Here is a 26,550-nt window from a genome sequence, read left to right as displayed (position 1 = left end):
GGGAATGAACTTCTTCGAACACCAGGACCGCGCCCGGCGGCAGACCGGGCGCCTGATCCTGCTGCTGACCACCGCGGTGGTCAGCCTGGTGACCATCACCAGCCTCGCGCTGGGCTGGCTCTGGCGTCACCTGGGCGAGCCGACGATGCACCTGACCTCGCGCAGCTCGCTGCCCGACCCCGAGCTGTACCTGTCGGTGGCCGGCGTCATCATCGCCGTGGTCGTCGCCGGTGCACTGTTCAAGCAGGTGCAACTGAGCGCCGGCGGCAAGGTCGTGGCAGAAAGCCTGGGGGGCCGGCTGCTCAACCTCAGCGCCAGCAATGCCGACGAACGCCGGCTGCTCAACGTCGTCGAGGAAATGGCCCTGGCCTCCGGCTCGCCGGTGCCGCCGGTGTATGTGCTGGAAGACGCCTCGATCAACGCCTTCGCCGCCGGCCTGAGCCCGCGCGATGCGGTGATCGGCATCACTCGCGGCGCCATCGAGCAGCTCGAACGCAACGAGCTGCAGGGCGTGATCGCCCACGAATTCAGCCACATCCACCACGGCGACATGCTGCTCAACACGCGCCTGACCGCGCTGCTGCACGGCATCCTCCTGCTTGGCCTGATCGGCGGAATGCTGCTGCGCGGCCTGGACGAAACCAGCAGCGGCGTGCGCGTCAGCAGCCGCAGCAGCGATGACAACAAGGGCGGCGGCAGCGTCGCGCTACTGGCAGTCGGCTGCGGTGTGGTGCTCTACGTACTGGGCTATGTCGGGACCTTCTTCGGCCAGCTGATCAAGGCTTCGGTCAGCCGCCAGCGCGAGTTCCTGGCCGATGCCTCGGCGGTGCAGTTCACCCGTGATCCCTCCACCATCGCCGGCGCCCTGAAGAAGATTGGCAGCAATCCCTTCGGCGCGCTGCTCAGCGCCCCTCGCGCCGCGGAATTCAGCCACATGTACTTCGGCGACGGCGTGGGCAGCAGCTGGTTCGACACCCACCCACCGCTGAAGGAGCGCATCCGCCGCGTCGATCCTGGCTGGGACGGCCGCTACCCGAAATTCGAGCCGCGCCTGGACGTGGCGCTGCTCAACAAGGACGCCTGGACTGCCGCCGTGACTGGCCAGCCCTACCAGCCGAGCGCCGTCGACGTGGCGGTCGCCGCGGTCGCCGCGGTCGGCGCCCCCACCGTCGCCCATCTGCAGGAGGCCCGAGGCACCCTGCAACGCCTGGACCCACGCCTGCAACGAGCCGCCCACGACGTAGAGGGTGTCCAGGCGCTGGTCTATGGCCTACTGCTGGACAGCGAGCCCGGGCAACGCGCCGGCCAACTGGAACAGATGAAAGCCAGACTGGGCCTGAGCCTGGCGCTGCAACTCGACCTGCTGGAGGAAGCGCTGCTGCACCTCGACCCTGGCCAGCGCCTGCCGTTGCTGGACCTGGCCATGCCGGCGCTGAAGCAGCTCGATGCCCAGGGCTTCCTCGTCCTGCGGGAGAACATGGCGCTGCTGATCAAGTTCGACGGCAAGGTGAAGCTGCTGGAGTGGACCCTGCTGCGGATCGTCGAGCGCAACCTGCGCCCCGGCAGCGCGAAGATCGGCAATGTGGCGCTGGCCGAGCTGGCGGAACCGACCGCCGTGCTGCTGGCCTTCCTTGCCCGCGTTGGCGAAACCAGCGCTGCGCAGACCGAGCAGGCCTTCGCCGATGCCTGGGGCGGCCTGCCCTTCGCGCCCCGGCCGCTACCCGCTGCGGGCCAGTTGCGCGATCTGGAAGCCGCGCTGAAGCAGCTGGAGCAACTGCGCCCATTGCAGAAGCCGCAACTGCTCAAGGCGATGGCTCGCTGCGTCGAGCAGGATGGCCAGATCAATGCCAGCGAAGCGGAGCTGATGCGGGCGGTGGCGGATATCCTCGATTGCCCGATGCCGCCGTTGTTGACTGCCTGAGATCAAGCTCTCGCCCGTAGGATGGGTAGAGCGAAGCGAAACCCATGCTGCTCCGAAACTCCGCGCCAGTGAACGATGGGTTTCGCAAGCTCTACCCATCCTACGAGCCCAAATATCCCCACGTTATAGGTAGTCACCCGCATGTCCCGCGCCAGTCCATCCACCTAGCATGGGCAATCCAAAAAAAGGCCCGTACACCACGCCATGCCCCACATCGCCATTACCTACACCGCCAACCTCACCGAAGACCTGCACCCACTGGAGCTTCCACAAAAACTCCACCAAGCCGCCCAGGCCCTCGGCGTATTCCCCCTCAACGGCCTGCGCACCTTTGCCCAGGCCATCGACGACTACCGGGTCGGCGCCAGCACCGCCAACGAAGCCTTCATCCAGATCCAGATCCGCATCGCCCCCGGCCGCCCCGAGGAGCTGCGCCAACGCATCGTCGACACCCTGTTCGCCACCGCCGAACAAACCCTCGCCGAACTGATCGCCGAACGCCCGGTCGGCCTGCAACTGGAAATCACCGAATTCGATCGAAGCCTCACCCGCATGGCTGGCAGCTTGCCCACGGTCTGAGCCGCACATAAAAGACGCGCAAAAGAAAAGGGCCTCCGAAGAGGCCCTTTCCATTCGCTTAACCGTCGCTTACGCGCGGCTGGCGGCAGCGCCCTGCTCGCCTTTCGGCGCCAGGTTCAGCGCGTAGTACAGCACCGTCAGCAGCACCAGGAAGGCCGGGCCGATGTACAGCGCGATGCGGGTGTCCTCGAAGAACGCCATCAGCACCACGACCAGCACCAGGAAGGCCATGGCCAGGTAGGAGCTGACCGGGTACAGCCACATCTTGAACTGCAGCTTGCCGGCTTCGGCGGCGGAGAGGCCGCGGCGGAACTTGAGCTGGGCCAGCAGGATCATCGCCCAGGTCCAGATCGCACCGAAGGTGGCGATGGAGGTCACCCAGGTGAATACCTTCTCCGGTACCAGGTAGTTCAGCAGCACGCCCAGCAGCAGCGCGACGATGGACAGCAGCAGAGCATTACGCGGTACGCCGCCCTTGGAGGTCTTGGCGAACACGGCCGGTGCCTGGCCATGCTGGGCGAGGCTGTAGAGCATGCGGCCGGTGCTGAAGATGCCGCCGTTGCAGGACGACAGCGCAGCGGTGATCACCACGAAGTTGATGATGCCGGCGGCGGTCTTGATGCCCATGCGCTCGAAGGTCATCACGAAGGGGCTGCCCTGGGTGCCGATCTCGTTCCACGGGTAGATCGACATGATCACGAACAGCGCGCCCACGTAGAACAGCAGGATGCGCCAGAACACCGAGTTGATCGCGCCCGGAATGGTCTTCTGCGGGTTCTTCGCTTCGCCGGCAGTGAGGCCGATCATCTCCACGCCCAGGTAGGCGAACATCACCATCTGCAGCGACATCAGCACGCCGGTGATGCCGTGGGGCATGAAGCCGCCGTTGCTCCACAGGTTGGAGATGCCGGTGGCGATGCCGCCGTTGCCGAAACCGAAGAAGATCATGCCGCCGCCGACCAGGACCAGGGCGACGATGGTGACGATCTTGATCAGAGCGAACCAGAACTCGAACTCACCGAAGGCGCGTACCGCCACCAGGTTGATGGTGCCCATGCTCGCCAACGCGGCCAGCGCCCAGATCCAGCGCGGTACCTCGGGGAACCAGATGCCCATGTAGATGGCCACCGCGGTGATTTCCGCGACGCAGGTCACCAGCCATAGGAACCAGTAGTTCCAGCCGGTCAGGTAACCGGCCAATGGGCCGAGATAGTCCTGGGCGTAACGGGCGAAGGAGCCGGCCACGGGATTGTGCACGGCCATCTCACCGAGGGCGCGCATGATCACGAGGATGGCGAGACCGCCGATGATGTAGGAGAGCATGATGGCCGGGCCGGCCATCTGGATGGCCTTGGCGGAGCCGAGGAACAGGCCGACGCCGATGCAGGCGCCGAGGGCCATGAGACGGATGTGCCGCTCGTTGAGATCCCGCTGGAGATCGTGGGACGACATGGTGATGCAACCTCATTTTGTTCTTGGGAAGTATCAGCTGCGGACTCGAAGTGCAGTCGGGATGCGGAATCACCGGAAAAAAGCTTCGCCACCGCGCCAATTGGCACAGGGGGCGGAAATTTCTGGCGATTCCAGGACGGCACGCCGCAAGAGGCTGCCCGCTCTTGTGAAGCAGACGTAGGCATTACGGGAGTGGACCACGGCTGAGGTCGCTGCCGAATTTACACAAGTCCGCAGGGGACGTCTGCCCCAATCGGGTGCCTTTTGACCAAAGGCGTAGAGACGTTTCGTCGCGCCGGGCGCAACCCGGTTCTACTCGCCAGCCAGTGGTTGCAAGTCCAGCAGCAGCGAACAGGGCTTGCCGCTCTGCGGATGGCGCGGCTCACGCAGTTGCCGCAGGCGCCAGCCGCTGGCGGCGAGCAGCGCCAGCCAGGACTCCAGGGTGCGGAAGTACCAGGGCATCGGCGCGCTGAAGGCCTCGCCGAAGGCGGCGAAGGTTTCCAGCCGCCAACCATCGGCATAAGGCTCCTCAACACAGGCGGACCAGGGATGGACGGTCTGGATCAGCAGGCGTCCGCCCGGCTCCAGACGCTCACGCAGTACCGACAGCAGCGGCGCGATGGATTCATCGAGCAGGGCGAAGTTGCACACCAGTGCGTCGAAGCGCCCCAGCGACTCGCCCTGGGTGATCAGGTCGGCGTAATCCATCACCTCGAAGCGCCCACCGCCCGACTGGCGCGCGGCTTCGATCAGCAGCGCGGAAGCGTCCACCCCCACGCATTGGCTGCCCCGCTCCGCCAGTGCCCGGCAGAGCCAGCCTTCGCCACAGCCGATGTCCAGCACTCGATGTGCCGGGCCTGCGGCTACGGCGCTGAGGATCGCCGCGTCGGTCACCAGGCGCCGGCTTTCGATACGCTGTTCGCGCACGGCGTGGGTCCAGGCATCGGCGTTGGCCTGCCAACTGTGGCGGATACGGGCTTGCTGGTCGGTCATGGCGCTCTCCGTGCTTGAGTCGACTTGATCGCGGATGACTCCGCGCCGGCGAAAAGTAGCAGCACTGCGTCCCGCAGGAGCGGGCCACGCCCGCGAATCGCACTCATGGGGCGCTCGCATCGAGCTACTGCGTCTTCCACCCCTTGGGCACCGCCAACCCCTTGGGCGGTGGCGTCTGCGGCTGCATTTCGCGGCAACCGGCATCGCGGAACGGCCCACCGATCTTCTGCCAGCCATCCCCCGGCGAGGTCTGCTGGCAGGTATAGGCGCCGTCCACCTTGCTCTGCCACTTGTAGAACGGCATGGGCGCGGCGATGGCGCTCAGCGAAGCCAGCAGCAGGGGCACGACGGGCAAAAACAACGAACGCATGACGGGAAGTCCTGTCGAAGTCATCAGGGTCTGTGGAGGCTTGGGTAGCGTACGCCCCATCATCAACAGTCAGTCCTATTGCACCTGCTGGCCGTCGGCAAATCAATCAGGCAGGCATGGAGCGGTGCTGCGCGGCGCGCAGATTTTTCGCCGCCGACTACGCTGGATGTTAGGAAAGCCGCTGTCTCGGGGCTTTCGCGGCGTCGGGAGAGGCGCCGGTCGTCACGTGGGCGGAGTCCGCTTACCTAGGCTGTGGTTTGAGCATGGGCAGGTCGTGAAATGGATAGCTCGAAGCATTCCGGTACGCATTCAGCAGCTCAACCGGGTCGCTCGGAGCCCGGTGTTTCCCCAACGAAAGTCCACCATCACCGTTTCCTGCTGCTATTTCTCTTCCTCCTGCCGCTGCTCGCCGCCATCGGCGCCGCGCTGCTCTATGAAGCGAGCACCTCCAAGCTGCAGGCCCGCGAGCTGGCGCGCTACGCCGGCCAGCTGACCTGGCAACTGGCACAGGGCCCCAGCAGTTCCGTGGTGTACCCGCAGAGCGGCCCGTTCGACCGCCGGCTGGGCTACCTGCAATTGCCCGCCTTCCTAGATCGCCTGCACCAGCGCAACTTCATCACCCTGAGCCAGACCCGCTTCTCCGACCCGCTGATGCAATACACCGGCCACGGACTGTTCCCACCGTACCCCGAGAAGGACCAGGCCGGCGTCGACATCGCCGACTGCCGCGGCCTGCCGATCTACAACTTCCGCTATCCGCAGCGGCTTTACGCCAACTTCGACAGCATTTCCCCGCTGATCGTGCAGAGCCTGCTGTTCATCGAGAACCGCGACCTGCTCGACACCCAGCGCCCCTACCTGAACCCGGCCATCGACTGGAGCCGCTTTACCCAGGCCTCGCTGGCCCAGGTAGGCAAGCTGGTCGGCATGGGCAACCACGCCCCTGGCGGCAGCACCCTGGCCACCCAGATCGAGAAGTACCGGCACTCCGAGGACGGCCGAACCAATTCCATCACCGACAAGCTGCGGCAGATGGCATCGGCCAGCGTGCGCACCTACCAGGGTGGCGCGGAGAACCTGGCGGCACGGCGCAACGTGGTGCTCACCTACCTCAACTCGGTGCCGCTCTCGGCGCAGCCGGGCTACGGCGAAGTCAGCGGCCTGCCGGACGGCCTGTGGATCTGGTACGGCGCCAACTTCCAGGAGATCAACCAGCTGCTCAACGCGCCGCCGGCCAGCGGTGTTTCGCTGGCCGAACAGGGCAAGGCGCTGCGCCAGGTCATCTCGCTGATGATCGCCCACCGTCGCCCGTCCTGGTACCTGGCGCGCGGCCGCGACCAGTTATCCGGGCTGACTGACAGCTACCTGCGCCTGCTCGCCCAGTCCGGCATCATCGACGCCTCGCTGAGCGATGCGGCGCTGAAGCAGCAGTTGGTCTTCCGCGATCCACGCAACCAGCCCACCGTCACCCCGCTGGAGAACAACAAGGGCGTGACCCTGGCGCGCACCCGCCTGGCCGGGATGCTCGACGTGCCGCTGTATGACCTGGACCGCTTCGACCTCTCCTTCAGCACCACCCTTCAGCATGAGCTGCAGGAGCAGGTCACGGCCTATCTGCGGCGCCTCTCCGATCCGGAGTTTGCCGCGCAGATCGGGCTGTTCGGCGAGCACCTGCTGTCCCAGGACAAGACCCAGGACGTGCGCTACAGCTTCACCCTGTTCGAGCGCACCCCCAGCGGCAACCGCGTGCGCGTGCAGACCGACAACACCGAGCAGCCCTTCGACATCAACGAGGGCAGCAAGCTGGAGCTGGGCTCCACCGCCAAGCTGCGGGTGCTCTCCACCTACCTGGAGACCATCGCCGACCTGCACGACCAGTACGCACCGATGAGCGCCGCCGAGCTGAAGAAGGTGCAGGTGGAGCCGCTGGACTTCATCAGCCGCTGGGCCATCGACTACCTGATCACCGCCAAGGACCGCAACCTGCCGGACATGCTGGTCGCCGCCATGCAGCGCAAGTACTCCGCCAGCCCCTACGAGGCCTTCTTCACCGGCGGCGGCATCCACACCTTCAACAACTTCCGCAAGGAGGACAACGGCCGCATCCCGACCGTCCAGGACGCCCTGCGCGAGTCGATCAACCTGCCCTTCGTGCGCCTGCTGCGCGACCTGGTGCGGCACGACATGTACGCCAACTCCGGCAGCAAGATCGAGGTACTGGCCGACGACAAGGACCCACGCCGCCAGGCCTACCTCGATCGTTTCGTCAACAAGGAGAGCCAGGTCTACCTGCTGCGCTTCTGGCAGAAATACAAGGGCAAGACTGCCGACGAGCGCCTCGACACCTTCCTCGACGGCCTGCGCGCCTGGCCGGTGCGGTTGGCGGCGATCCACCGCTACCTGCAACCGCAGGCGGACCTGCCGACCTTCACCACCTTCCTCCAGGACCGCCTGAAGAAAGGCAAGTACGCTGGCGAGCAGATGACCGACAAGCGCATCGCCGATCTCTACACGCACTACGGCCCCGGCGCCTTCGACCTCAACGACCAGGGCTACGTCGCCCGCGTGCACCCGCTGGAGCTCTGGCTGCTGGGCTACCTGCAGCGGCAGCCAGCGGCCACCTTCAACGATGCGGTGGCGGCCAGCGTGGCGGAGCGCAAGCAGGTCTACGGCTGGCTGTTCAAGTCGCGGCACAAGTACGCGCGCGACAAGCGCATCCGCATCATGCTGGAGGTGGAAGCCTTCCTCGACCTGCATGAGCAGTGGAAGCGCCTGGGTTATCCCTTCGACCACCTGGTGCCGTCGCTGGCCACCGCGCTAGGCAGCTCCGGCGACCGTCCGGCGGCCCTCGCCGAGCTGATGGGGATCATCCTCAACGATGGCGTGCGTCTGCCGACCCTGCGTATCGACAACCTGCGCTTCGCCGCCAATACGCCGTACGAGGCGAGCCTCGGCCCGCAGTCGAACACTGGCCGCCAGGTAATGCGCTCGGAAGTGGCCCAGGCCCTGCGCAGCGCGCTGTCCCAGGTGGTGGACGCCGGCACCGCGCGGCGACTGTCCGGCAGCTTCAAGCTGGCCGACGGCAGCCCGCTGGTGATGGGCGGCAAGACCGGCACCGGCGACAACCGCATCGAGAGCGTGACCCGCGGCGGCTGGGTGAAGAGCTCCAAGGCGATGAACCGCACCGCGACCTTCGTGTTCTACCTCGGCCCGCGCCACTTCGGCACCCTCACCGCCTACGTGGCCGGCAGCGAGTCGGACAACTTCAAGTTCACCTCGGCACTGCCGGTGCAGGTGCTCAAGGGTATGGCGCCGATGCTGCAGAGTTACCTGGAGCCAGGGATCAGCACCGGGTGCCAGCAGCCGATCGACAATCTGCGGGTGAGTTGGCGATAGTCTTTGCGCCAGAGTGGAACCTGTAGGAGCGAGCTTGCTCGCGAACAGCCGGACGCCATGAGTGCCCAGCCGGATTCGCGAGCAAGCTCGCTCCTACGAAAGGCTCCGAGCTCGCCGGGTGACGCCATCCACGTCAACCCCCCCAGTGCCGATACATCCCTGAACCTGCAGGAGCGGATTCCGTCCGCGATGAACCCCGGCGCGGAGCAAATCGCGGACGGAGCCCGCTCCTACGAATGCCCTAAGCGCTTACTTCCCCTGGACGCTCTTCACATACAACGCCTCTACCTGCTCCCGCGCCCAGGGCGTGCGGCGCAGGAAGGTCAGGCTGGACTTGATGCTCGGGTCGTTCTTGAAGCAGCGGATATCGATGCGCTTGGCCAGCCCGTCCCAGCCGTACTGCTCGACCAGGCGATTGAGGATGGCTTCCAGGGTCACGCCATGCAGCGGGTTCTTCGGTTTGTCGGTCATGGTCCGGCTTCAACAGGTGGGAATGCGCGGCACCTTAACACCAAGCCGTCAGACCCGCAGCCCGGCCACCCCGGCGATGATCAGCGCCACCGACATCAGCTTGGTCAGGGTCAGCGCCTCGCCCAGCAGCAGGAAGCCGAACAGCACCGTGCCCAGGGTGCCGATCGCCGTCCAGATCGGGTAGGCGATACTCACCGGCAACTGGCGCATCGCCAGGGTGAGGAAGAAAATCCCGCCGATCACCGCGACCACTGTCACCGCAGTCGGCAGTGGCCGGGTGAAGCCCTCCGCGTACTTCATCGACACGGCGAACATCACCTCGAACACCGCCGCCACCATCAGCATCGCCCAGGCCATTACGAACGCACCCACTCGCTCTCGGCGAGATCGGCCAGGGCCTTTTCGGCCAGTTGATAGGAGGCGTGGAAGGCTTCGGGATTGCCCTCCTCGCCCTCGGCGGCGATCACCTGCACATCCTCGATACCAAGGAAGCCCAGCGCCACACGCAGCCAGGCGTCGGCGTGATTCATCCACTCCAGCTCGCCACCCGGCCCCATGCCGGCGCCGCCGCGACTGGTGACGATCAGCGCCTTGCGCCCCTTGAGCAACGGCTCGTACTCCGCCTCGCCGTCCTTCAGGTGCAGGTCGAAGGTGCGGCCGATGCGGACGATCTGGTCGACCCAGGCCTTCAACCCGCTGGGCACGCTGAAGTTGTACATGGGCGTGGAGATCACCAGCAGATCGTGGGCGAGCAACTCATCCACCAACTCGTCGCTCAGCGCCAGTTCGGCCTGCAACCCGGCGGGGCGATGCTCGCGTTGCGGATGGAAAGCGGCGGCGATGAAACCTTCGCTGACGTGAGGCAGATCGGCGCGGCCAACCTCGCGGCGGGTGATCTCCGCTTGCGGCAGCGCAGCGAGAAAGCCCTCGGCCAGGCGGCGGGAATGCGAGCGGTTGGCGCGGGGACTGGCGTGGATGGCGAGAATCCTGTTCATCTGTAGTTCCTTGCTCAAGGTGTACACTGCGAAGGTCAAGAGCGGCCTCCAGTTGCCGTCCAAGCTATTTCCAGCCTGACCGCCGGACAACTGAGGGGATTTCCTTCCAGATGAACACAGCTCATCCATGGAGCACCGCATGTTCGCCAACCTGCCCCTTCCCGCCCTGCGCACCTTCGAATCCGCCGCGCGCCAGCTGAGTTTCAAGGCCGCCGCCCAGGAACTGGCGGTGACGCCCACGGCGGTGTCCCATCAGGTCCGCGCACTGGAAGACTGGCTGGGCCTGCCGCTGTTCGAGCGCCTGCCGCGCCAGGTGCGCCTGACCGAAGCCGGTGAGCGGCTGTTCAGCAGCCTGCATGGCGCATTGCTGGAGGTATTGCAGTCGGTGGACAGCCTGCGCCCGCAGCGCAGCGCCAGCAGCCTGACGATCTCCACCACGCCGGCGTTCGCCGCGCTCTGGCTGGTGCCGCGCCTAGGGCGCTTCTACGCGCGTCACCCGCACATCCGCCTGCGCCTGGACAGCCAGTGCGAGCTGCTCGACCTGCAACAGGACGCCAGCGTCGACCTGGCGATCCGCTACGGCTTCGGCGACTACCCGCGCATGCACAGCCAGTTCCTGCTCGGCGAGCGCTTCGCGGTGTACGGCGCGCCCGCGCTGGTGGCGACCGCCGACGTGGAGGTGCCGGAGATGATCAGCGTGCGCTGGCACAACTCCGAGCTCTACGAGCGCGGCTGGAAGGCCTGGTGCGCCGTGGCCGGCGAAGAATGCCTGCTGGCCGGCGCGGTACAGCGCGAATACGACGAGGAGTTCTACGCGTTGCAGGCGGCCATCGCCGGCCAGGGGCTGGTACTGGCCAGTTCGCTGCTGGTGTCCGAGTGCGTGGATAAGGGGCTGCTGGTGCCCTATCGCCCCGAGATCAACGTTCCCGGCGCACGCTACACCGCACTCTGCGTGCCGGGCCGCGAGCGCCATCCGCCGGTGCGCGCCTTCCTCGACTGGCTGGCCGAAGAAGCGGCCCAGGCCGCCGACCCGCTGATCGACAACGCCGCCTGAAGCGGATCGCCGCGCCTGCCGCTGCGCCCGCGCACTCGGGCGTTTGCGGTGCGCAATGCGCCGAGCGTGGGTAGAATCATGCCTGCCGCCTCCCCCATACCTATAACGATTCCTCTTTGCCCGCCCGCACTCCGGTCCATTGGCCCCGGAGCGCATCGCGCATGGCCGGGGGACTCGGCCTGAGCCCCACCTCACCTCAGGATTCCCATGGACACCGCGCAACACACCCACACCGGCAGTTGGCTGAGCGTCATCGCCCTGGCCCTCGCCGCCTTCATCTTCAACACCACCGAATTCGTTCCGGTGGGTCTGCTCAGCGACATCGGCGCAAGCTTCGACATGCGCCCGGAGCAGACCGGGCTGATGCTCACCCTCTACGCCTGGGTGGTCTCCCTCACCTCGCTGCCGCTGATGCTGCTGACCCGCAACATGGAGCGCCGCCGCCTGCTGGTGGTGATCTTCTGCCTGTTCATTGGCAGCCACCTGCTCTCAGGCGTCGCCTGGAACTTCAGCGTGCTGATGCTCAGCCGCTTCGGCATCGCCTTCGCCCACGCGGTGTTCTGGTCGATCACCGCTTCGCTGGCGGTGCGCGTGGCACCGCCGGGACAGCAGGCGAAGGCCCTCGGCCTGCTCGCCACCGGCACCATCCTGGCGATGGTGCTGGGCATTCCGCTGGGGCGCGTACTGGGCGAGGCACTGGGCTGGCGCGCGACCTTCCTCGCCATCGCCGGCGTATCGGTAGTGGTCGTTCTCTGGCTGGCGCGCTCGCTGCCGCTGCTGCCGAGCCAGAACTCCGGCTCGCTGCGCAGCCTGCCGGTGCTGCTGCGCCGCCCGGCGCTGGTGTCGATGTACGTGCTCACCGTGCTGGTGATCACCGCGCAGTTCACCGCTTACAGCTACATCGAACCCTTCGCCCGGGAAGTCGCGGCGCTGGACAGCCGGAAGACCACCCTGCTGCTCCTGCTGTTCGGCGGCGCCGGGCTGTTCGGCTCGATCCTCTTCAGTCGCTACAGCGAGCGCTTCCCGCGCGTCTTCCCCTGCGTCGCCATCGCCGTACTCGGCGCCTGCCTGCTGCTGCTCCTGCCGCTGGCGCACTCGCCGCTTGCCCTGCTCGGCCTGAGCCTGTTCTGGGGCGCGGCGATCCTCTGCTTCGGCCTGGCGCTGCAGGCCAAGGTGCTGCAACTGGCCCACGACGCCACCGACGTGGCCATGGCGATGTTCTCCGGCCTGTACAACGTCGGCATCGGCGGCGGCGCCCTGCTGGGCAGCCGTGTGGCGGTGGGCCTGGGGCTGGAGTGGATCGGCTACGTGGGCGGCGCGCTGGCGGTGGCCGGTCTGCTGCTGTGTCTGTTCGCCTGTTGGCGGTATGCGGCGGCGCTCAGCAACGAGCACACCTCGCGTCCGGAACTGTAGGGTGCCTGACCGAGCGTAGGAGCGGACTCTGTCCGCGATCGGCCGAACCCATGCGCCAAGGCCCACCCGCAAACAAAAAAGGCCGCGCCCCTCACGGAGCGCGGCCTTCTTCATTCAGCGAAGACTCAGCGGCTGGTCGCCGGAATGCCTTCAGGCAGATGCGCTTCCGCGTACTCGGCCTCGGCGGCCTCGAAACGCTGGATCATCGCCTTGGACGGCGCGGTGCCGATCAGGCTGAAGACCACGATGGACAGGCTGGAAAGGATGAAGCCCGGAATGATCTCGTACAGGCCGAGCCAGCCGAACTGCTTCCAGACGATCACGGTGACCGCGCCGACGATGATGCCGGCCAGCGCGCCGTTGCGGGTCATGCCCTTCCACAGCACGGAGAACAGTACCAGCGGGCCGAAGGCGGCGCCGAAGCCGGCCCAGGCGTAGGACACCAGGCCCAGTACGCGGTTTTCCGGATTAGCGGCCAGGGCGATGGCAATCAGCGCCACCAGCAGCACCATGGCACGGCCGACCCAGACCAGCTCGAGCTGGCTGGCGTTCTTGCGCAGGAAGGCCTTGTAGAAGTCTTCGGTCAGCGCCGAGGAGCACACCAGCAGCTGGCAGCTCAGGGTGCTCATCACCGCGGCGAGGATGGCGGATAGCAGGACGCCGGCGATCCACGGGTTGAACAGGATCTTCGCCAGTTCGATGAAGATGCGCTCGTGGTTCTCGCCCACGGCGCCCGCCTGGTCCGGATGCGCCTGGAAGTAGGCTATGCCGAAGAAGCCCACGGCGACGGCGCCGCCCAGGCAGAGGATCATCCAGGTCATGGAGATGCGACGCGCGGCCGGGATCGACTTCACAGAATCGGCGGCCATGAAGCGCGCCAGGATGTGCGGCTGGCCGAAATAGCCCAGGCCCCAGGCCATCAGCGACAGCACGCCGACAAAGGACGCGCCCTTGAACATGTCGAAGTTGGCCGCGTCCTTCAGCTCGATGGCGGCGAAGGCCGGATCGATACCGCCGGTGGCGAGCAGCACGAAGATCGGCGTGAGGATCAGCGCGAAGATCATCAGCGACGCCTGCACGGTGTCGGTCCAGCTCACCGCCAGGAAGCCACCGACGAAGGTGTAGGCGATGGTCGCGGCGGCACCGGCCCACAGGGCGGTCTCGTAGGACATGCCGAAGGTGCTTTCGAACAGGCGGGCGCCGGCGACGATGCCGGAGGCGCAGTAGATGGTGAAGAACACCAGGATCACCAGCGCGGAGATCACGCGCAGGATGCGGCTGTTGTCCTCGAAGCGGGTGCTGAAGTAGTCCGGGAGCGTCAGCGCGTTGCCGTTGTGCTCGGTGTGCACGCGCAGGCGACCGGCGACGAACAGCCAGTTCAGGTAGGCGCCGCAGATCAGGCCGATGGCGATCCAGCTTTCGGAAATGCCCGACAGGTAGATAGCGCCGGGCAGGCCCATCAGCAGCCAGCCGCTCATGTCCGAGGCGCCGGCCGACAGGGCGGTGACGAAGCTGCCGAGGCTGCGGCCACCGAGGATGTAGTCGGAGAAGTTGTTGGTCGAACGATAGGCGGCCAAGCCGATCAGAACCATGGCCGCGATGTAGATCACGAAGGTGATCAGAGTGGGCGTGTTGACGCTCATGGGGACTCCCCTACAGCTTGTTTTTATCCAGGCTCGCTGGGTAATGCGGGCCCTTGAGGCAGCCGGCGCGGATGGCGCCGACCGGTTAGCGCTTGCTGTCCAGCAAGCCGGGCTGCGCGTGGCACCAAGTGGCACCGAACCGCTACGCATCCCGTCGCAGGTCCGCCGTCGTCCGTGCCGGCGCATTCCTGCGGCCGCCGTCTCACCACGGCGACCTTCGCCCCGTACCTCGCTGGTACGCGCGGTGCGGGCCGTTTACCGGGCACGGCCCGGTAATCCTTCAGGTGCCGGGGATGGCGCCTGCATCCCGATGAAGCCCTGCACGCCACACGATACGGGGCCTGCAGCGGTATTCACCGGAGTCATTCAGAACTGTGCTCACGCGCGCATCGAGAAGCGGCAGGGGGTGGCCGGCGCGCGAGGGCGCGGATTGTACAGAAAGCTGGGGAGTCGATTGCGCCACTGGTCCGACCCATGACGGCGCAATGCCACAGCCGGGCATCAGCAGCCGGACCGTGGAGGGAGTGGCGCGGCCAGGTGCGGGCGCGCTACAGGCAAAGACAGAACCGGTGATGGGCATGCTGCCCCTCCCGCGTATCGAGCTGGATGTTGTTCTTGGTCTGACCCGGGTTGCACCCTGGAACACCAGCAACGCGGTTGGCGGACTCTATGGGTTGCACCCATGGATTTCTTGCTGAAAACTCCGGTTTTCTTGCAAAAGACTCCGGCACCGGCAAGGCATCGGCTGACCATCTGGTCAGCAATGGAGACGACCAAGGCGGGCGAATTCAGCTACGGCGCAGGCTGCCGGGGGTCAGGCCCAGGTAACGGCGCATGGTGGTGGTCAGTGCGCTCTGGCTGGAGAAACCGCACTCCCCCGCCACCCGCACCAACGGCAGATCGCTCTCGCGCAGCAGACGCGTGGCACGATCCAGGCGCAGGCGCAGCAGGTACTGATGGGGCGTGAGGCCGACCCGATCCTTGAATTGCGCGTGGAACTGGCTGGGGCTGAGACAGGCGACCTGCGCCAGTTCCGCCACCGTGATGCGCCGGGCCAGGTGTTCGCCGATGTGGGCATCCAGCCGCTCCAGGTCCAGCGGGCCTGGGCGCGGCGCCGCCAGCGGACCGAACAGCCGCAGGTGCAAGGCGCGCAGCAGCACTCCGCCCAGGGCGCGGGCCAGCAGCGGGTCGTTGCCGTAGCGCTCGATCTCGGCGCCGGCATAGCTGAGCAGGTTCTGGAAATCGGCGTCCAGGGTCGGGTAGCGCGGCGCCTCGAACAACCGCGCCAGCAGCTCCCGATCCTCCTCGCCGGTGCTGGTTTCGTCGAGGTCGACGATCAGCATGCGGTTGTCACCCAGGCCGGCGAATTCGTGCCCCACATCCCCCGGCACCAGGCAGGCGCGCATCCGGCAAACCTCGCCGCCCCGGCCAGCGATCTCGAACTCCGCACGACCACTGAGCGACATCACCAGTTGGTGATGGTCGTGGGCGTGATGGGAGGTCTGATCGGACAGACAGGCGAGGCGGGTTTCGAACATGGCAGGATGTGATCAAATTTTGCACATGCTACGTGAGTTGCACCTGCCTGCCCAGTTTCACTCCATCGGGTTGCACCTCATCAGCCCTCTCTGGCGGGCCTAGGGTCGGCGCCCGGCGTAGTCCCGGGCGAACTGCGCGGCGATCCGTCCGGACCGCGAACCGCGATGGGTCGCCCAGCGGATCGCCGCCTGCTCCCATTCCGCCTGCTCCACGCCGCCCAGGCCGTGGGACTCCAGCCAGCGCGCGACCACCTCCAGATACCGCTCCTGGCTGAACGCATGGAAGGATATCCACAGGCCGAAGCGCTCGGAGAGCGAGGCCTTACCGAATCGGTCCCGGACCATGGCAACGAGCACGCCGCCAGCCCGGTCGCCGCCGTTGCCCTGGACTTCCCCGACGGCCATGAAGTGCCCGCTCACAGCCACCATCGCGCGCAGCTGCTCTACGCGGTGCGCGGCGTCCTCGTCGTAGGCAGCGCCAGCGGCCAGTGGGTGGTGCCAGACAATCGCGGCCTGTGGATTCCCGCTGGCGTCGAGCACTGGACGCGCATGGTCGGCGACGTCCAGGTGCGCACCCTCTACGTGGAGCCCGACAGCGCCCCGCACTTGCCGCAGAGCTGCTGCGTGCTGGCGGTCTCGCCGCTGCTGCGCGAGCTGATACTTGCCGCCCTGTCGATCAGCGGCGAGGTGACGGCGGATTCCCGCGACGGGCGGGTCCTCGGCCTGCTGCTGGACGAGCTGCGCGAAGAGCCCGTGCTGCCGCTGCACCTGCCCTTGCCGGCGCACCCGCGCCTTCGCGCGCTCTGCCAGGCCATCCAGCGCCAGCCCGGGGAGCATGCCGGCCTCGCCGACTGGGCACGCCAGGCGAATGTCGATGCCAAGACGGTGCAACGCTGGTTCCTTCGCGAAACCGGGCTGACCTTCGGCCAATGGCGGCAGCAGGCGCGTTTGCTGGCGGCCCTGGAACGCCTGGCGCTGGGGGACAGCGTGCTGAGCGTGGCGCTGGAAGTGGGCTACAGCACGCCGAGCGCCTTCAGCGCCATGTTCAGCCGCCAATTCGGCCGTCCACCCAGCGATTTCCTGCGGCCGCGCCCGCTAATCCGGCCGTAAGCATTCTCCTGCAACATCCACTCGCAATATCCGCTCAAAACATGGGATTGAAACCCCGCTTCCGCTTCCCCATCTAGACTGTCATGTCCTATCAGTCAGGTGCCTCATGAGCGACCACGACGAGATTCACGATATCCATAGCGCCGAAGAGGTCAGCAACACCGGGCTCGTGCTGCCCGGCCAGAACCTGCCGACCACGGTCTATGCCATTCCGATCCACAACCGCCCGTTCTTCCCGGCGCAGGTGCTGCCGGTGATAGTCAACGAGGAACCGTGGGCGGAAACCCTCGAACTGGTGGCCAAGACCGAACACCACTGCCTGGCGTTGTTCTTCATGGACAATCCGCCGGACGACCCGCGCCACTTCGACCCCAACAGCCTGCCCGAGCACGGCACCCTGGTGCGCGTGCACCACGCCAGCCGCGAGGGCGGAAAGCTGCAGTTCGTCGCCCAGGGCCTGTCGCGGGTGCGTATCCGTGGCTGGATCAAGCGCCACCGCCCGCCCTTCCTGGTGGAAGTGGAGTACCCGCACACCCCCAGCGACCCGAGCGACGAGGTGAAGGCCTACGGCATGGCCCTGATCAATGCGATCAAGGAGCTGCTGCCGCTCAACCCGCTGTACAGCGAAGAGTTGAAGAACTACCTGAACCGCTTCAACCCGAACGATCCGTCGCCGCTCACCGACTTCGCCGCCGCGCTGACCACGGCGCCTGGCGCCGAGCTGCAGGAAGTGCTGGACACCGTGCCGATCCTCAAGCGCATGGAGAAGGTATTGCCGCTGCTGCGCAAGGAAGTGGAGGTCGCGCGCCTGCAGAAAGAGCTGTCCGCCGAGGTGAATCGCAAGATCGGGGAGCGTCAGCGCGAGTTCTTCCTCAAGGAACAGCTGAAGATCATCCAGCAGGAGCTGGGCATCACCAAGGACGACAAGAGCGCCGACTCCGACGAGTTCCGTGCCCGCCTGGAGGGCAAGATCTTGCCCGAGCAAGCCCGCAAGCGCATCGACGAAGAGCTCAACAAGCTGTCGATCCTGGAGACCGGTTCGCCCGAGTACGCCGTCACCCGCAATTACCTGGACTGGGCCACCTCGGTGCCCTGGGGCCTGCTGGGCAGCGACAAGCTCGACCTGAAACACGCGCGCAAGGTGCTCGACAAGTACCACGCCGGCCTGGACGACGTGAAGGACCGCATCCTCGAGTTCCTCGCGGTGGGCGCCTTCAAGGGTGAGATCGCCGGCTCCATCGTGCTGCTGGTAGGCCCGCCCGGCGTGGGCAAGACCAGCATCGGCAAGTCCATCGCCGAGAGCCTGGGGCGGCCGTTCTACCGCTTCAGCGTCGGCGGCATGCGCGACGAGGCGGAGATCAAGGGCCACCGCCGCACCTACATCGGCGCCCTGCCCGGCAAGCTGGTGCAGGCGCTCAAGGAAGTGCAGGTGATGAACCCGGTGATCATGCTCGACGAGATCGACAAGCTCGGCAGCAGCTACCAGGGCGACCCCGCCTCGGCGCTGCTGGAGACGCTCGACCCGGAGCAGAACGTCGAATTCCTCGACCATTACCTGGACTTGCGCCTGGATTTGTCCAAGGTGCTGTTCGTCTGCACGGCCAACACCCTGGACTCGATCCCCGGTCCGCTGCTCGACCGCATGGAGGTGATCCGTCTCTCCGGCTACATCGGCGAGGAAAAACTCGCCATCGCCAAGCGCCACCTGTGGCCCAAGCAGCTGGAAAAAGCCGGCGTGCCGAAGAGCCGCCTGTCGATCAACGACGCCGCCCTGCGCGCGGTGATCGAGGGCTACGCCCGCGAGGCCGGCGTTCGCCAGCTGGAGAAACAGCTCGGCAAGCTGGTGCGCAAGTCGGTGGTGAAGCTGCTGGAGGACCCGGAATCAGTGGTGAAGATCGGCGCCAAGGACCTGGAGGACTACCTGGGCATGCCGGTGTTCCGCACTGAGCAGCTGCTCTCCGGCATTGGCGTGATCACGGGCCTGGCCTGGACCAGCATGGGTGGCGCCACCCTGCCCATCGAGGCGACGCGCATCCATACGCTCAATCGCGGCTTCAAGCTCACCGGGCAACTGGGCGATGTGATGAAGGAGTCGGCGGAAATCGCCTACAGCTACATCAGCTCGCACCTGAAGCAGTACGGCGGCGACGCCGGCTTCTTCGACCAGGCCTTCGTCCACCTGCACGTGCCCGAAGGCGCCACACCCAAGGACGGCCCCAGTGCTGGCGTCACCATGGCCAGTGCCCTGCTGTCCCTGGCACGCAACCAGGCGCCGAAGAAGGGCGTGGCCATGACCGGCGAGCTGACCCTCACCGGCCAGGTGCTGCCGATCGGCGGCGTGCGCGAGAAGGTCATCGCCGCGCGCCGGCAGAAGATCTTCGAGCTGATCCTGCCGGAAGCCAACCGTGGCGACTTCGAGGAGCTGCCGGAGTACCTGAAGGAAGACATCACCGTGCACTTCGCCAGGCGCTACGGCGATGTCGCGAAGGTGCTGTTCCCGGGCTGATCGCCCTGTGAATCGCGGACGGAGTCCGCGATGCTCTTGTTCCTTGTAGGGCGAATAATGCCTCACGCGTTATCCGCCGCCTTGTTGTTGGATGTTCATGCGCCGCTTCGGCGTGTGCTGGGACTTTTTGTTTCGCCCCCTCGGGCGAGTCCCTTTTGGCGAACGTCGGATAGCCGCCCTCCCAAAAGGAACCAAAAGGTCTCGTCCCGACATCCGGCCCCGGCTTCGCCGGGGTTCCCTCCCTCCGGTATCGCTCCGAGGGTCGGCATCCATGCCGCTCGCCCCTCTGCGCAATACCTCCACTCGGTCTCCTGACAGGACTCTGCGCGCGCCTGCGACTTTGGCTGCTTCATGCCGGGTTGCTCTTCGTAGGATGGCGTGGAGCGCAGCGATACCCATCACGGCGGATAACGCTGCGCGTTTTTCGCCCTACGGGTTGTGCGCCGCGCTGCTCTTCGTAGGAGCGAGCTTGCTCGCGAACAGATTCCTCGGCTGCACCGGTGTTGGGCGGTTCGCCAGCAAGAACCAGGTGTCCCCTCAGCCCTACAGGTCGGCGGCAAACGCCGGCGCTTTCTTGCCCGCACAAACTCCGCCGCGATGGATTTCGCGGACAAGGTCCGCCCCTACGGGAGCAAAGCCTGCTCAGAGCAAGACCCTTGCCGTTGCTTCGCTCTTGAAGGCTTCCAGAGAAATCTCCGCACACTCCGAACACCCCTTCAGGAGGCCGAGTGGAATCGTAGTTTCAGGGGTTGAGCGACATGGATGCCGCGAGAGCCACGATGGGCCAGGGATGGCCCTTCGTGGCGTGCCCCTGAAACTTCGATTCAACGAGGGCATTTTTTCGCCCCAAGCGAAAAACCGGATGACAGGGGCAAGACCTTTGCCTCCTTTGTGGGGGAGCGGCCTTCGGTCGTTTGCCAAAGGAGGTCGCCCGAGGGGGCGAAACAGAATCTCTCAGCACACGCCGAAGCGGCGCAGAAACACTGAGCCCCAAAAACGGCGGATAACGCTTGAGGCGGTCTTAGCCCCCAAAAGCATCGCGGACAAAGTCCGCTCCTACGCCGGGCAGCACCTCATGGTCTTCCCTCTTCGTACGTTTGCGATATCCTGCGGCCAGTCTGGTCCCCACCCCAGGAGTCGTCATGCCGTCGTACCGCCTGTTGCTCCCCCTCTCCCTGGCCCTGCTCGCCGGCTGCGCCGGGCAGTCCAAACCCGTGGTCACACTGGAAGACGCCAGAGACTGCAAACCCCTGAAGCTCCACGAGGGCCAGGAACTGGTGCTGATCCTGCCAAGCAACCCCACCACCGGGTTCCGTTGGGAAATGCGCAATGCCGCCAATGGCCTGCTGCAAAGCCTAGGCCCTGAGGTCTACAGCAATCCGGAAGACGCAGGCCTGGTCGGCAGTGCCGGCGAGTCCACCTGGCGCTTCCGTGTATCCGGCACCGGAGAGGACAAGCTGGAACTGGCCTACCGTCGTCCCTGGGAGCCGGAAGTCGCTCCTGCGCAGACCTTCGTCTGCCCGATTGCCGTGCGCTGACTCGAGGCACCCGGCAACCGGCGCCATAAGCCGCTCGGGCTGTGGCGACGCGATGCGCTGCGGCACAGTGGACGCACCTTTTCACGGGAGGGAACCCCATGCGCTGGACACTTCTGGCACTGCTCGGCGGCATCGCCTACCTGCTTGCCGTCACCTTCGACCTGCCGCCCTTGCGCATGCTGTGCAAGCCGCTGCCGGTCCTCGCCCTGCTGCTCTGGCTGCTGAGCACGCCGGCCGATACCTACCGGCGCTGGATCGCCGTGGGCCTGCTACTGTCGATGCTCGGCGATATCCTGCTGGAGTGGCCGGTCAACGCCTTCGTCCCAGGTCTTGCCGCCTTCCTGCTGGCGCACCTGGCCTATCTGCTCGCCTACCTCGGCGACACCCGCCGCCTGGCCCCGGCGGGCCTGCTGTTCGCCACCCTGCTGGGTGGTGCTCTCTTCGCCCTGCTCTACAGCCGGGGCCTGGGCTCGCTGCTGCTGCCGATCGCCCTCTACAGCCTGACCATCAGCTGCATGCTCTGGCGCGCCATCGCCCGTCTTGGCCGCACCGACCTGCCAGCCGCCAGCCGCAACCTCGCGGCGGTCGGCGCCCTGCTGTTCGTCAGCTCCGACGCGATGATCGGCATCAGCCGATTCGTCGGCGCCTTCGACGGCTCCTCCTACGCCATCATGCTCACCTACTGGCTCGGACAGTTCGGCATCGCGGCATCGGTCACAAGTCGTCATCAGGCTCTGCCATACTCACCGGGACTGCCCAACACCCGAGTCTGACATGCTGCGATTCGCTGTGCCGGCGCTGCTCCTGTGCACCCCACTGATCGCCAGTGCCGAGCCACTGCATCTGGCCGGAGACGATTGGTGCCCCTACATCTGCCCGGATAACCCGGACAAGCCCGGCTACCTGCTCGAAGCCCTGACCCGCATCCTCAACCAGCCCCCCGCCTTCGAACCCCTGCCCTGGCCGCGCGCCCTGCAGATGGCCCGGGAAGGCCTGGTGGATGGCGTGGTCGGTGCCTATCCGGAAGAGTCGGAAAACCTGGTGATCGGACGCGAGCCCATCGGCTGGGTGACCATGCGCTTCTACACCCGTGCCGACAGCCAATGGCACTACCAGGGGCCACAGTCCCTGAATGACCAATCCATCGGCCTCGCCCAGGGCTATTCCTACGGTGCACAACTGGACGCCTGGCGCGACAGCCACCTGGAAGATCACGAACAGGTGCAGGTGCTCAGCGGCGAGCGGGTGCTGGAGCGCAATATCCAGAAGCTGCTGCTCGGCCGCATCAGCGTGTTGCTTGAAGACCGCCAGATCGTCGAGCACTACCTCCATCGTCACCGCCTGTCCGAGCAGATTCGCGCCGCCGGACAGCTGGCCGATAAACGCCCCATGTACGTCGCCCTCAACCCTCGCCTGGAGTCGGTCAAGGAGCGCCTGGCGGAGCTTGACGACGGCCTGCGTGCGTTTCGCCGGAGCGAGCAGTGGAAGCCCTTGATGCAGGGATATGGAGTGGCTGTGGAATAGGCATCCTAGAGCGTGAGAAAAGTCCGGCACAGCGCTGGGTCATCGGCTATAGATCAATTACAAGAGACTGCAATAAGGGGAGCTCCATGCGTGCAGTAGTTCGCTCGATGTTGTTGCTGGGAGCGTATCTGACGCTCTCTGCCTGTGGCGGCTTGTTGCCCAGCGAACGCGCGGAAGTGCAATCACCTTTCCTGGACTACCAGGATGCACAGAGCCGCTTCAACCAGGTCGACCCGGGCAAGACCACCCGCTCGCAGTTGTATGCGCTGGGCTTCGACCCGTTGTCCCAGGGCAACGCCAAGATGCTCTCGTTCATCGATGTACGCCTGTTGTTCGTGCAACCCAACATTCCCATCGACTACCTGCCTGACGGCCTGATCACCTGCCTGCAGGCCAAGGATCGCTGCATCGGCTACTCCTTCGACTTCAGCAAGACCGACAGCCAGCGGGTGGGCAGTTTCTGGGCGGACATCTTCAACTTCCGCAAGCGCCGGGAAGTCCAGGGCTGGTCGTTCCGCCCGGTATTCGTACTGATCGACGACGTGGTGGTGCACAAGACCAGCAACGGCGAACCCAACATCCGTCGCCGGGAAGACAAGAAGAACCCGCTCGGCCCGCTGCAGGGCGCCGGCGAATACTTCTCCGACCAGCTCAAGTGACCCTTATCGGCTGAAGCTTGGGCGCGCTGGGCGCCTCGGCTACAATGCGCGCCCCGGCAACCGGGCGCGCCGCGCCCGGCTGCCTGTTCAGCGTAACGAGGCCCCATCCAGCGTGAGCGAATCCGACCGCATCTTCGCCCAGCCGCAAACCCAGGTTCCCGACTTCACCTTCAATGAGGACGTGGTGCGCGTCTTCCCGGACATGATCAAGCGATCCGTGCCGGGCTACCCCACCATTGTCGAGAACATTGGCGTGCTCGGTGCGCGCTTTGCCGCCCCGAACAGCGTGCTCTACGACCTCGGCTGCTCGCTGGGCGCCGTGACCCAGGCACTGCGCCGCCACGTGAAGACCGAAGGCTGCCGCGTCATCGGCGTCGACAATTCCGCGCCGATGATCGAGCGCTGCGGCGAATACCTGCGCGCCCAGGACGCCATGCACCAGGAACTGCTGCCGGTCGAGCTGATCGAGGCGGACATCCTCACCCTGGACCTCAAGCCCTGCTCGCTGATCGCGCTGAACTTCACCCTGCAGTTCATCGCCCCCGAACAACGCCTGGAGCTGCTCGCCCGCCTGCGCAGCGCCCTGCTGCCGGGTGGCGCGCTGATCCTCTCGGAGAAACTGCGCTTCGCCGACGAGCAGGAGCACGAACTGCTCACCGACCTGCACATCGACTTCAAGCGCGCCAATGGCTACAGCGAACTGGAAATCGCGCAGAAACGCACCGCCATCGAGAACGTCATGCGCCCCGACACCCTGGAGACCCACCGCGAACGCCTGCTGGCCGCCGGATTCTCCAAGGTCGTGCCCTGGTTCCAGTGCCTCAACTTCGCTTCCCTGATTGCCCTGCCATGATCGAACGCTTCAACCTCGACCGCCTGAGCCTTGAACTGGCCGGCACTCCCCTGCAAGCCTGGGCTGAATCGCTGCCCGCGCAACTGGCCGCCAAGGTCGACGATGGTCACGGCGACCTGGAGCGCTGGCTGGCGGCGGTGGATCGCCTGCCGCAGCTGCAAGCCGCCGCCGTCGAGCTGCGGGATCGCTTCAATCTCGAAGGCGCCTGCGACGAGGACACCCGCGCGCAGCTCAAGCTCGCGCTGCAAGGGCTGATCCCGTGGCGCAAGGGGCCATTCAACCTGTTCGGCGTGCACATCGACACCGAATGGCGCTCGGACTGGAAATGGCAGCGCGTCTCGCCCCACATTGACCTGGTGGGCAAGCGCATCCTCGACGTTGGTTGCGGCAACGGCTACTACCAGTGGCGCATGCTCGGCGCTGGCGCGCGCAGCGTAGTGGGCGTGGACCCGAACTGGCTGTTTTTCTGCCAGTTCCTCGCCATGAAGCGCTACCTGCCGGACCTGCCGGCCTGGCACCTGCCCTTCGCCCTGGAAGACCTGCCCGAGAAGCTGGAAGGCTTCGACACGGTATTCTCCATGGGCGTGCTGTATCACCGCCGCTCGCCCATCGACCACCTGCTGGCGCTCAAGGACTGCCTGCGCCGTGGCGGCGAGCTGGTGCTGGAAACCCTGGTGGTGGAAGGCGACGTGAACACCGTGCTGGTGCCCGAGGACCGCTACGCGCAGATGCGCAACGTGTGGTTCCTGCCGTCGGTGCCGGCGCTGGAGCTGTGGCTGCACCGCGCAGGCTTCACCGACGTGCGCAGCGTGGACGTCAGCCGCACCTCGGTGGACGAACAGCGCGCCACCGAGTGGATGCGCTACCAGTCGCTGCCGGACTTCCTCGATCCGCACGACCACAGCCGCACCCTCGAAGGCCTGCCGGCGCCGCTGCGCGCCACCTTGGTCGCGCGCAAGCCCTGATCAATAATTCCCCGTAGGAGCGGGCCATGCCCGCGATTCGCGCGCATCGGGCGCTCCTACAGGAATACGCCGGATCAGCGGTTGGCCGCCGCCACGATCAGCGCCTTCATCTCCGCTACAGCCTGCTTGAAGCCCACGAACAGCGCGTGGGCAACGATGGCGTGACCGATATTCAGCTCGTTGATCCCGGCAATCGCCGCCACCGGCTCGGCGTTGTGGTAATGCAGGCCATGGCCGGCATTGACGATCAGGCCGTGGGACAGGCCGAACTCCACGCCATCTCGAATACGCGCCAGCTCATGGGCGGCTTCGGCCGGGTTGTGCGCGTCGGCATAGCGGCCGGTGTGCAATTCCACGGCCGGCGCGCCGATACGCGCGGAGGCTTCGATCTGACGCTGGTCCGGGTCGATGAACAACGACACCTCGCAGCCGGCGGCGGACAGGCGCTGCACAGCCTCGCGGATGCGCGCTTCCTGGCCAGCGACGTCCAGGCCGCCTTCGGTGGTCAATTCCTGCCGGGTCTCCGGAACCAGGCAGACATGGGCCGGGCGGATGATCTCGGCGAACTTCATCATCTCCTCGGTGACGCCCATCTCGAAGTTCATGCGAGTCTGCAGCACTTCGGCCAGCACGCGCACGTCGCGGTCCTGGATGTGCCGGCGATCTTCGCGCAGATGCACGGTGATACCGTCGGCGCCAGCTTCCTCGGCGTCCAGCGCGGCTTTCACCGGATCGGGGTAGCGGGTGCCTCGGGCCTGGCGCAGTGTGGCGATGTGGTCGATGTTCACGCCCAGCAGAATACGGTTGGCTTCAGTCACGGGAGTTGTCCTTGCGATTCATGAATAGCTCGCGGCTGACCAGAGGTCGGCCACCAAGATGGGGCGCCAGGGCCTGGCGCATCAGACGCTTGGCCGCCGCCAGCGCGCCGGGGGCGCTCCAGTCGGCCTCGGCCATGGCCAGCAGGTCGGCGCCTTGGAACAGCCCCGGCTGCAGGCTGCCAACCGGTTCCAGGCCGGAGTCCGGCAGCAGGCGGTAGAGTCCGTCGGGAGCCACCGGCTGGCCGACGATGTCGCTTTCCAGGGAGAAACCATAACCCAGCTCGTCCAGCAGCCGCCATTCGAAGGCTCGCAGCAGCGGTTCCAGCGGTCGTCCAGCGGCCAGCAGCGGCAAGGTCGCCTGGTAGTGGTCGAACAGCGCGGGATGCGGGTCCTCCGACGGCAGCAGGCGGATCAACAGCTCGTTCAGGTACAGCCCGCTGAACAACGCCTCGCCACTGAGCAGGTTGGGGATACCGTTGGCTTCCAGGCGCACAACGTTCTTCAGGTCGCTGCGCCCACGGAACTCCGCCTCCAGGGGCACGAAGGGCCGCGCCAGCGCGCCGGCCTTGCCTCGGGCGCCACGCAGTACGGCCCGCAGTCGGCCTTGCGGCGTGAGGAAGTCCACCAGCGCACTGGTTTCCTTGTAGGCACGGCTGTGCAGGACGAAGGCGGCTTGGGCGGAAGAAGCGAGGCTCATGGCGCTGCGCCTGGGATGGAATTCGGAAAGTGGGCGCACTCAGGCGCCCAGGCTG

General features: G+C 66.1%; 24 protein-coding genes. 13 read left to right on the top strand and 11 right to left on the bottom strand.

Annotation, left to right across the window (positions count from 1 at the left end; all coding sequences use genetic code 11):
* The first annotated feature begins 4 nt into the window (after positions 1-4).
* Both GA645_RS06730 and GA645_RS06725 read left to right on the top strand, forming a co-directional pair.
* Positions 5-1,921 carry a M48 family metallopeptidase gene (locus GA645_RS06730; protein ID WP_152221123.1) on the top strand — a complete coding sequence of 639 codons (1,917 nt, stop codon included), beginning with the start codon at positions 5-7 and terminating at the stop codon, positions 1,919-1,921.
* A 204-nt stretch (positions 1,922-2,125) separates the two neighbouring features.
* The gene (locus GA645_RS06725; protein WP_152221120.1) at positions 2,126-2,500 is read left to right on the top strand and encodes a 5-carboxymethyl-2-hydroxymuconate isomerase; all 375 of its coding nucleotides are present in this window, start codon (positions 2,126-2,128) and stop codon (positions 2,498-2,500) included.
* A 69-nt stretch (positions 2,501-2,569) separates the two neighbouring features.
* Here the strand turns inward: GA645_RS06725 and GA645_RS06720 are convergent, their stop codons facing one another.
* The 3 genes from GA645_RS06720 to GA645_RS06710 form a co-directional block, all read right to left on the bottom strand.
* Positions 2,570-3,952 carry an amino acid permease gene (locus tag GA645_RS06720; protein ID WP_152221118.1) on the bottom strand — a complete coding sequence of 461 codons (1,383 nt, stop codon included), beginning with the start codon at positions 3,950-3,952 and terminating at the stop codon, positions 2,570-2,572.
* Positions 3,953-4,264: 312 nt separating this feature from the next.
* The gene (locus tag GA645_RS06715) at positions 4,265-4,945 is read right to left on the bottom strand and encodes a class I SAM-dependent methyltransferase (RefSeq protein ID WP_152221116.1); all 681 of its coding nucleotides are present in this window, start codon (positions 4,943-4,945) and stop codon (positions 4,265-4,267) included.
* A 124-nt stretch (positions 4,946-5,069) separates the two neighbouring features.
* Positions 5,070-5,315: a hypothetical protein gene (locus GA645_RS06710; RefSeq protein ID WP_152221114.1), complete on the bottom strand. Its 246-nt coding sequence runs from the start codon at positions 5,313-5,315 to the stop codon at positions 5,070-5,072.
* A 279-nt stretch (positions 5,316-5,594) separates the two neighbouring features.
* Here GA645_RS06710 and GA645_RS06705 point away from each other — a divergent pair, with 279 nt between their 5' ends.
* Positions 5,595-8,711: a transglycosylase domain-containing protein gene (locus tag GA645_RS06705; protein WP_152221112.1), complete on the top strand. Its 3,117-nt coding sequence runs from the start codon at positions 5,595-5,597 to the stop codon at positions 8,709-8,711.
* Positions 8,712-8,960: 249 nt separating this feature from the next.
* Here the strand turns inward: GA645_RS06705 and GA645_RS06700 are convergent, their stop codons facing one another.
* Genes GA645_RS06700 through GA645_RS06690 form a run of 3 tightly spaced genes read right to left on the bottom strand, consistent with a single transcriptional unit; the run spans position 8,961 to position 10,177 of the window.
* A complete protein-coding gene (locus tag GA645_RS06700) occupies positions 8,961-9,182 on the bottom strand; it encodes a VF530 family DNA-binding protein (RefSeq protein WP_152221110.1) in 222 nt (73 codons plus the stop codon).
* A 48-nt stretch (positions 9,183-9,230) separates the two neighbouring features.
* Complete coding sequence (locus GA645_RS06695) at positions 9,231-9,539, bottom strand: multidrug efflux SMR transporter (RefSeq protein ID WP_152227951.1); 309 nt, start codon at positions 9,537-9,539, stop codon at positions 9,231-9,233.
* Positions 9,539-10,177, bottom strand: a complete 639-nt coding sequence (locus tag GA645_RS06690) for an FMN-dependent NADH-azoreductase (RefSeq protein WP_152221108.1) — start codon at positions 10,175-10,177, stop codon at positions 9,539-9,541. Before GA645_RS06690 ends, GA645_RS06695 begins: the two co-directional genes overlap by 1 nt.
* A 139-nt stretch (positions 10,178-10,316) precedes the next feature.
* Here GA645_RS06690 and GA645_RS06685 point away from each other — a divergent pair, with 139 nt between their 5' ends.
* Together GA645_RS06685 and GA645_RS06680 are read left to right on the top strand one after the other, a co-directional pair.
* Positions 10,317-11,231: a LysR substrate-binding domain-containing protein gene (locus GA645_RS06685; RefSeq protein WP_152221106.1), complete on the top strand. Its 915-nt coding sequence runs from the start codon at positions 10,317-10,319 to the stop codon at positions 11,229-11,231.
* Positions 11,232-11,438: 207 nt separating this feature from the next.
* Positions 11,439-12,644 carry a sugar transporter gene (locus GA645_RS06680; protein WP_152221104.1) on the top strand — a complete coding sequence of 402 codons (1,206 nt, stop codon included), beginning with the start codon at positions 11,439-11,441 and terminating at the stop codon, positions 12,642-12,644.
* A gap of 125 nt (positions 12,645-12,769) precedes the next feature.
* On the opposite strand, the gene putP is transcribed toward GA645_RS06680, so the two are convergent.
* The 3 genes from putP to GA645_RS06665 form a co-directional block, all read right to left on the bottom strand.
* Positions 12,770-14,287, bottom strand: coding sequence for a sodium/proline symporter PutP (gene putP / locus GA645_RS06675; protein ID WP_152221102.1), 1,518 nt, complete (start codon positions 14,285-14,287; stop codon positions 12,770-12,772).
* A 788-nt stretch (positions 14,288-15,075) separates the two neighbouring features.
* On the bottom strand, positions 15,076-15,825 hold the full coding sequence (locus GA645_RS06670) for an AraC family transcriptional regulator (RefSeq protein WP_152221100.1): 750 nt from the start codon (positions 15,823-15,825) through the stop codon (positions 15,076-15,078).
* Positions 15,826-15,924: 99 nt separating this feature from the next.
* Positions 15,925-16,254: a DUF815 domain-containing protein gene (locus GA645_RS06665; RefSeq protein WP_256676085.1), complete on the bottom strand. Its 330-nt coding sequence runs from the start codon at positions 16,252-16,254 to the stop codon at positions 15,925-15,927.
* On the opposite strand from GA645_RS06665, the gene GA645_RS06660 reads away from it, so the two are divergent.
* The 8 genes from GA645_RS06660 (at position 16,234) to cmoB (ending at position 24,980) form a co-directional block, all read left to right on the top strand.
* On the top strand, positions 16,234-16,935 hold the full coding sequence (locus GA645_RS06660) for a helix-turn-helix domain-containing protein (protein ID WP_256676084.1): 702 nt from the start codon (positions 16,234-16,236) through the stop codon (positions 16,933-16,935). The two genes, GA645_RS06665 and GA645_RS06660, sit on opposite strands and share 21 nt — an antisense overlap.
* A 106-nt stretch (positions 16,936-17,041) precedes the next feature.
* Positions 17,042-19,441, top strand: coding sequence for an endopeptidase La (lon, locus tag GA645_RS06655; protein ID WP_152221096.1), 2,400 nt, complete (start codon positions 17,042-17,044; stop codon positions 19,439-19,441).
* A 1,142-nt stretch (positions 19,442-20,583) separates the two neighbouring features.
* Positions 20,584-20,979, top strand: a complete 396-nt coding sequence (locus GA645_RS06650) for a protease inhibitor I42 family protein (RefSeq protein WP_152221094.1) — start codon at positions 20,584-20,586, stop codon at positions 20,977-20,979.
* A gap of 98 nt (positions 20,980-21,077) precedes the next feature.
* Positions 21,078-21,752, top strand: a complete 675-nt coding sequence (locus tag GA645_RS06645) for a lysoplasmalogenase (RefSeq protein ID WP_152221092.1) — start codon at positions 21,078-21,080, stop codon at positions 21,750-21,752.
* 1 nt (position 21,753) lies between these two features.
* Positions 21,754-22,503 carry an ABC transporter substrate-binding protein gene (locus GA645_RS06640; RefSeq protein WP_152221090.1) on the top strand — a complete coding sequence of 250 codons (750 nt, stop codon included), beginning with the start codon at positions 21,754-21,756 and terminating at the stop codon, positions 22,501-22,503.
* An 86-nt stretch (positions 22,504-22,589) separates the two neighbouring features.
* A complete protein-coding gene (locus GA645_RS06635; protein WP_152221088.1) occupies positions 22,590-23,162 on the top strand; it encodes a hypothetical protein in 573 nt (190 codons plus the stop codon).
* 112 nt (positions 23,163-23,274) lie between these two features.
* Positions 23,275-24,015, top strand: coding sequence for a carboxy-S-adenosyl-L-methionine synthase CmoA (gene cmoA, locus GA645_RS06630; protein ID WP_152221086.1), 741 nt, complete (start codon positions 23,275-23,277; stop codon positions 24,013-24,015).
* Positions 24,012-24,980: a tRNA 5-methoxyuridine(34)/uridine 5-oxyacetic acid(34) synthase CmoB gene (cmoB, locus tag GA645_RS06625; RefSeq protein WP_152221084.1), complete on the top strand. Its 969-nt coding sequence runs from the start codon at positions 24,012-24,014 to the stop codon at positions 24,978-24,980. Before cmoA ends, cmoB begins: the two co-directional genes overlap by 4 nt.
* Positions 24,981-25,054: 74 nt before the next feature.
* On the opposite strand, the gene pdxJ is transcribed toward cmoB, so the two are convergent.
* Both pdxJ and recO read right to left on the bottom strand, forming a co-directional pair.
* Positions 25,055-25,798, bottom strand: coding sequence for a pyridoxine 5'-phosphate synthase (gene pdxJ / locus GA645_RS06620; protein WP_152221082.1), 744 nt, complete (start codon positions 25,796-25,798; stop codon positions 25,055-25,057).
* Positions 25,791-26,495, bottom strand: a complete 705-nt coding sequence (gene recO / locus GA645_RS06615) for a DNA repair protein RecO (RefSeq protein ID WP_152221080.1) — start codon at positions 26,493-26,495, stop codon at positions 25,791-25,793. The genes pdxJ and recO overlap by 8 nt, the downstream gene beginning before the upstream one ends.
* Between the last annotated feature and the right edge of the window lie 55 nt (positions 26,496-26,550).

It is taken from the genome of Pseudomonas sp. SCB32, assembly GCF_009189165.1.
In the GTDB taxonomy this organism is placed as follows: Bacteria; Pseudomonadota; Gammaproteobacteria; order Pseudomonadales; family Pseudomonadaceae; genus Pseudomonas.
The sequence above is the reverse complement of the archived record's forward strand: the minus strand, read 5'-3'. Positions and strand labels throughout refer to the sequence as shown.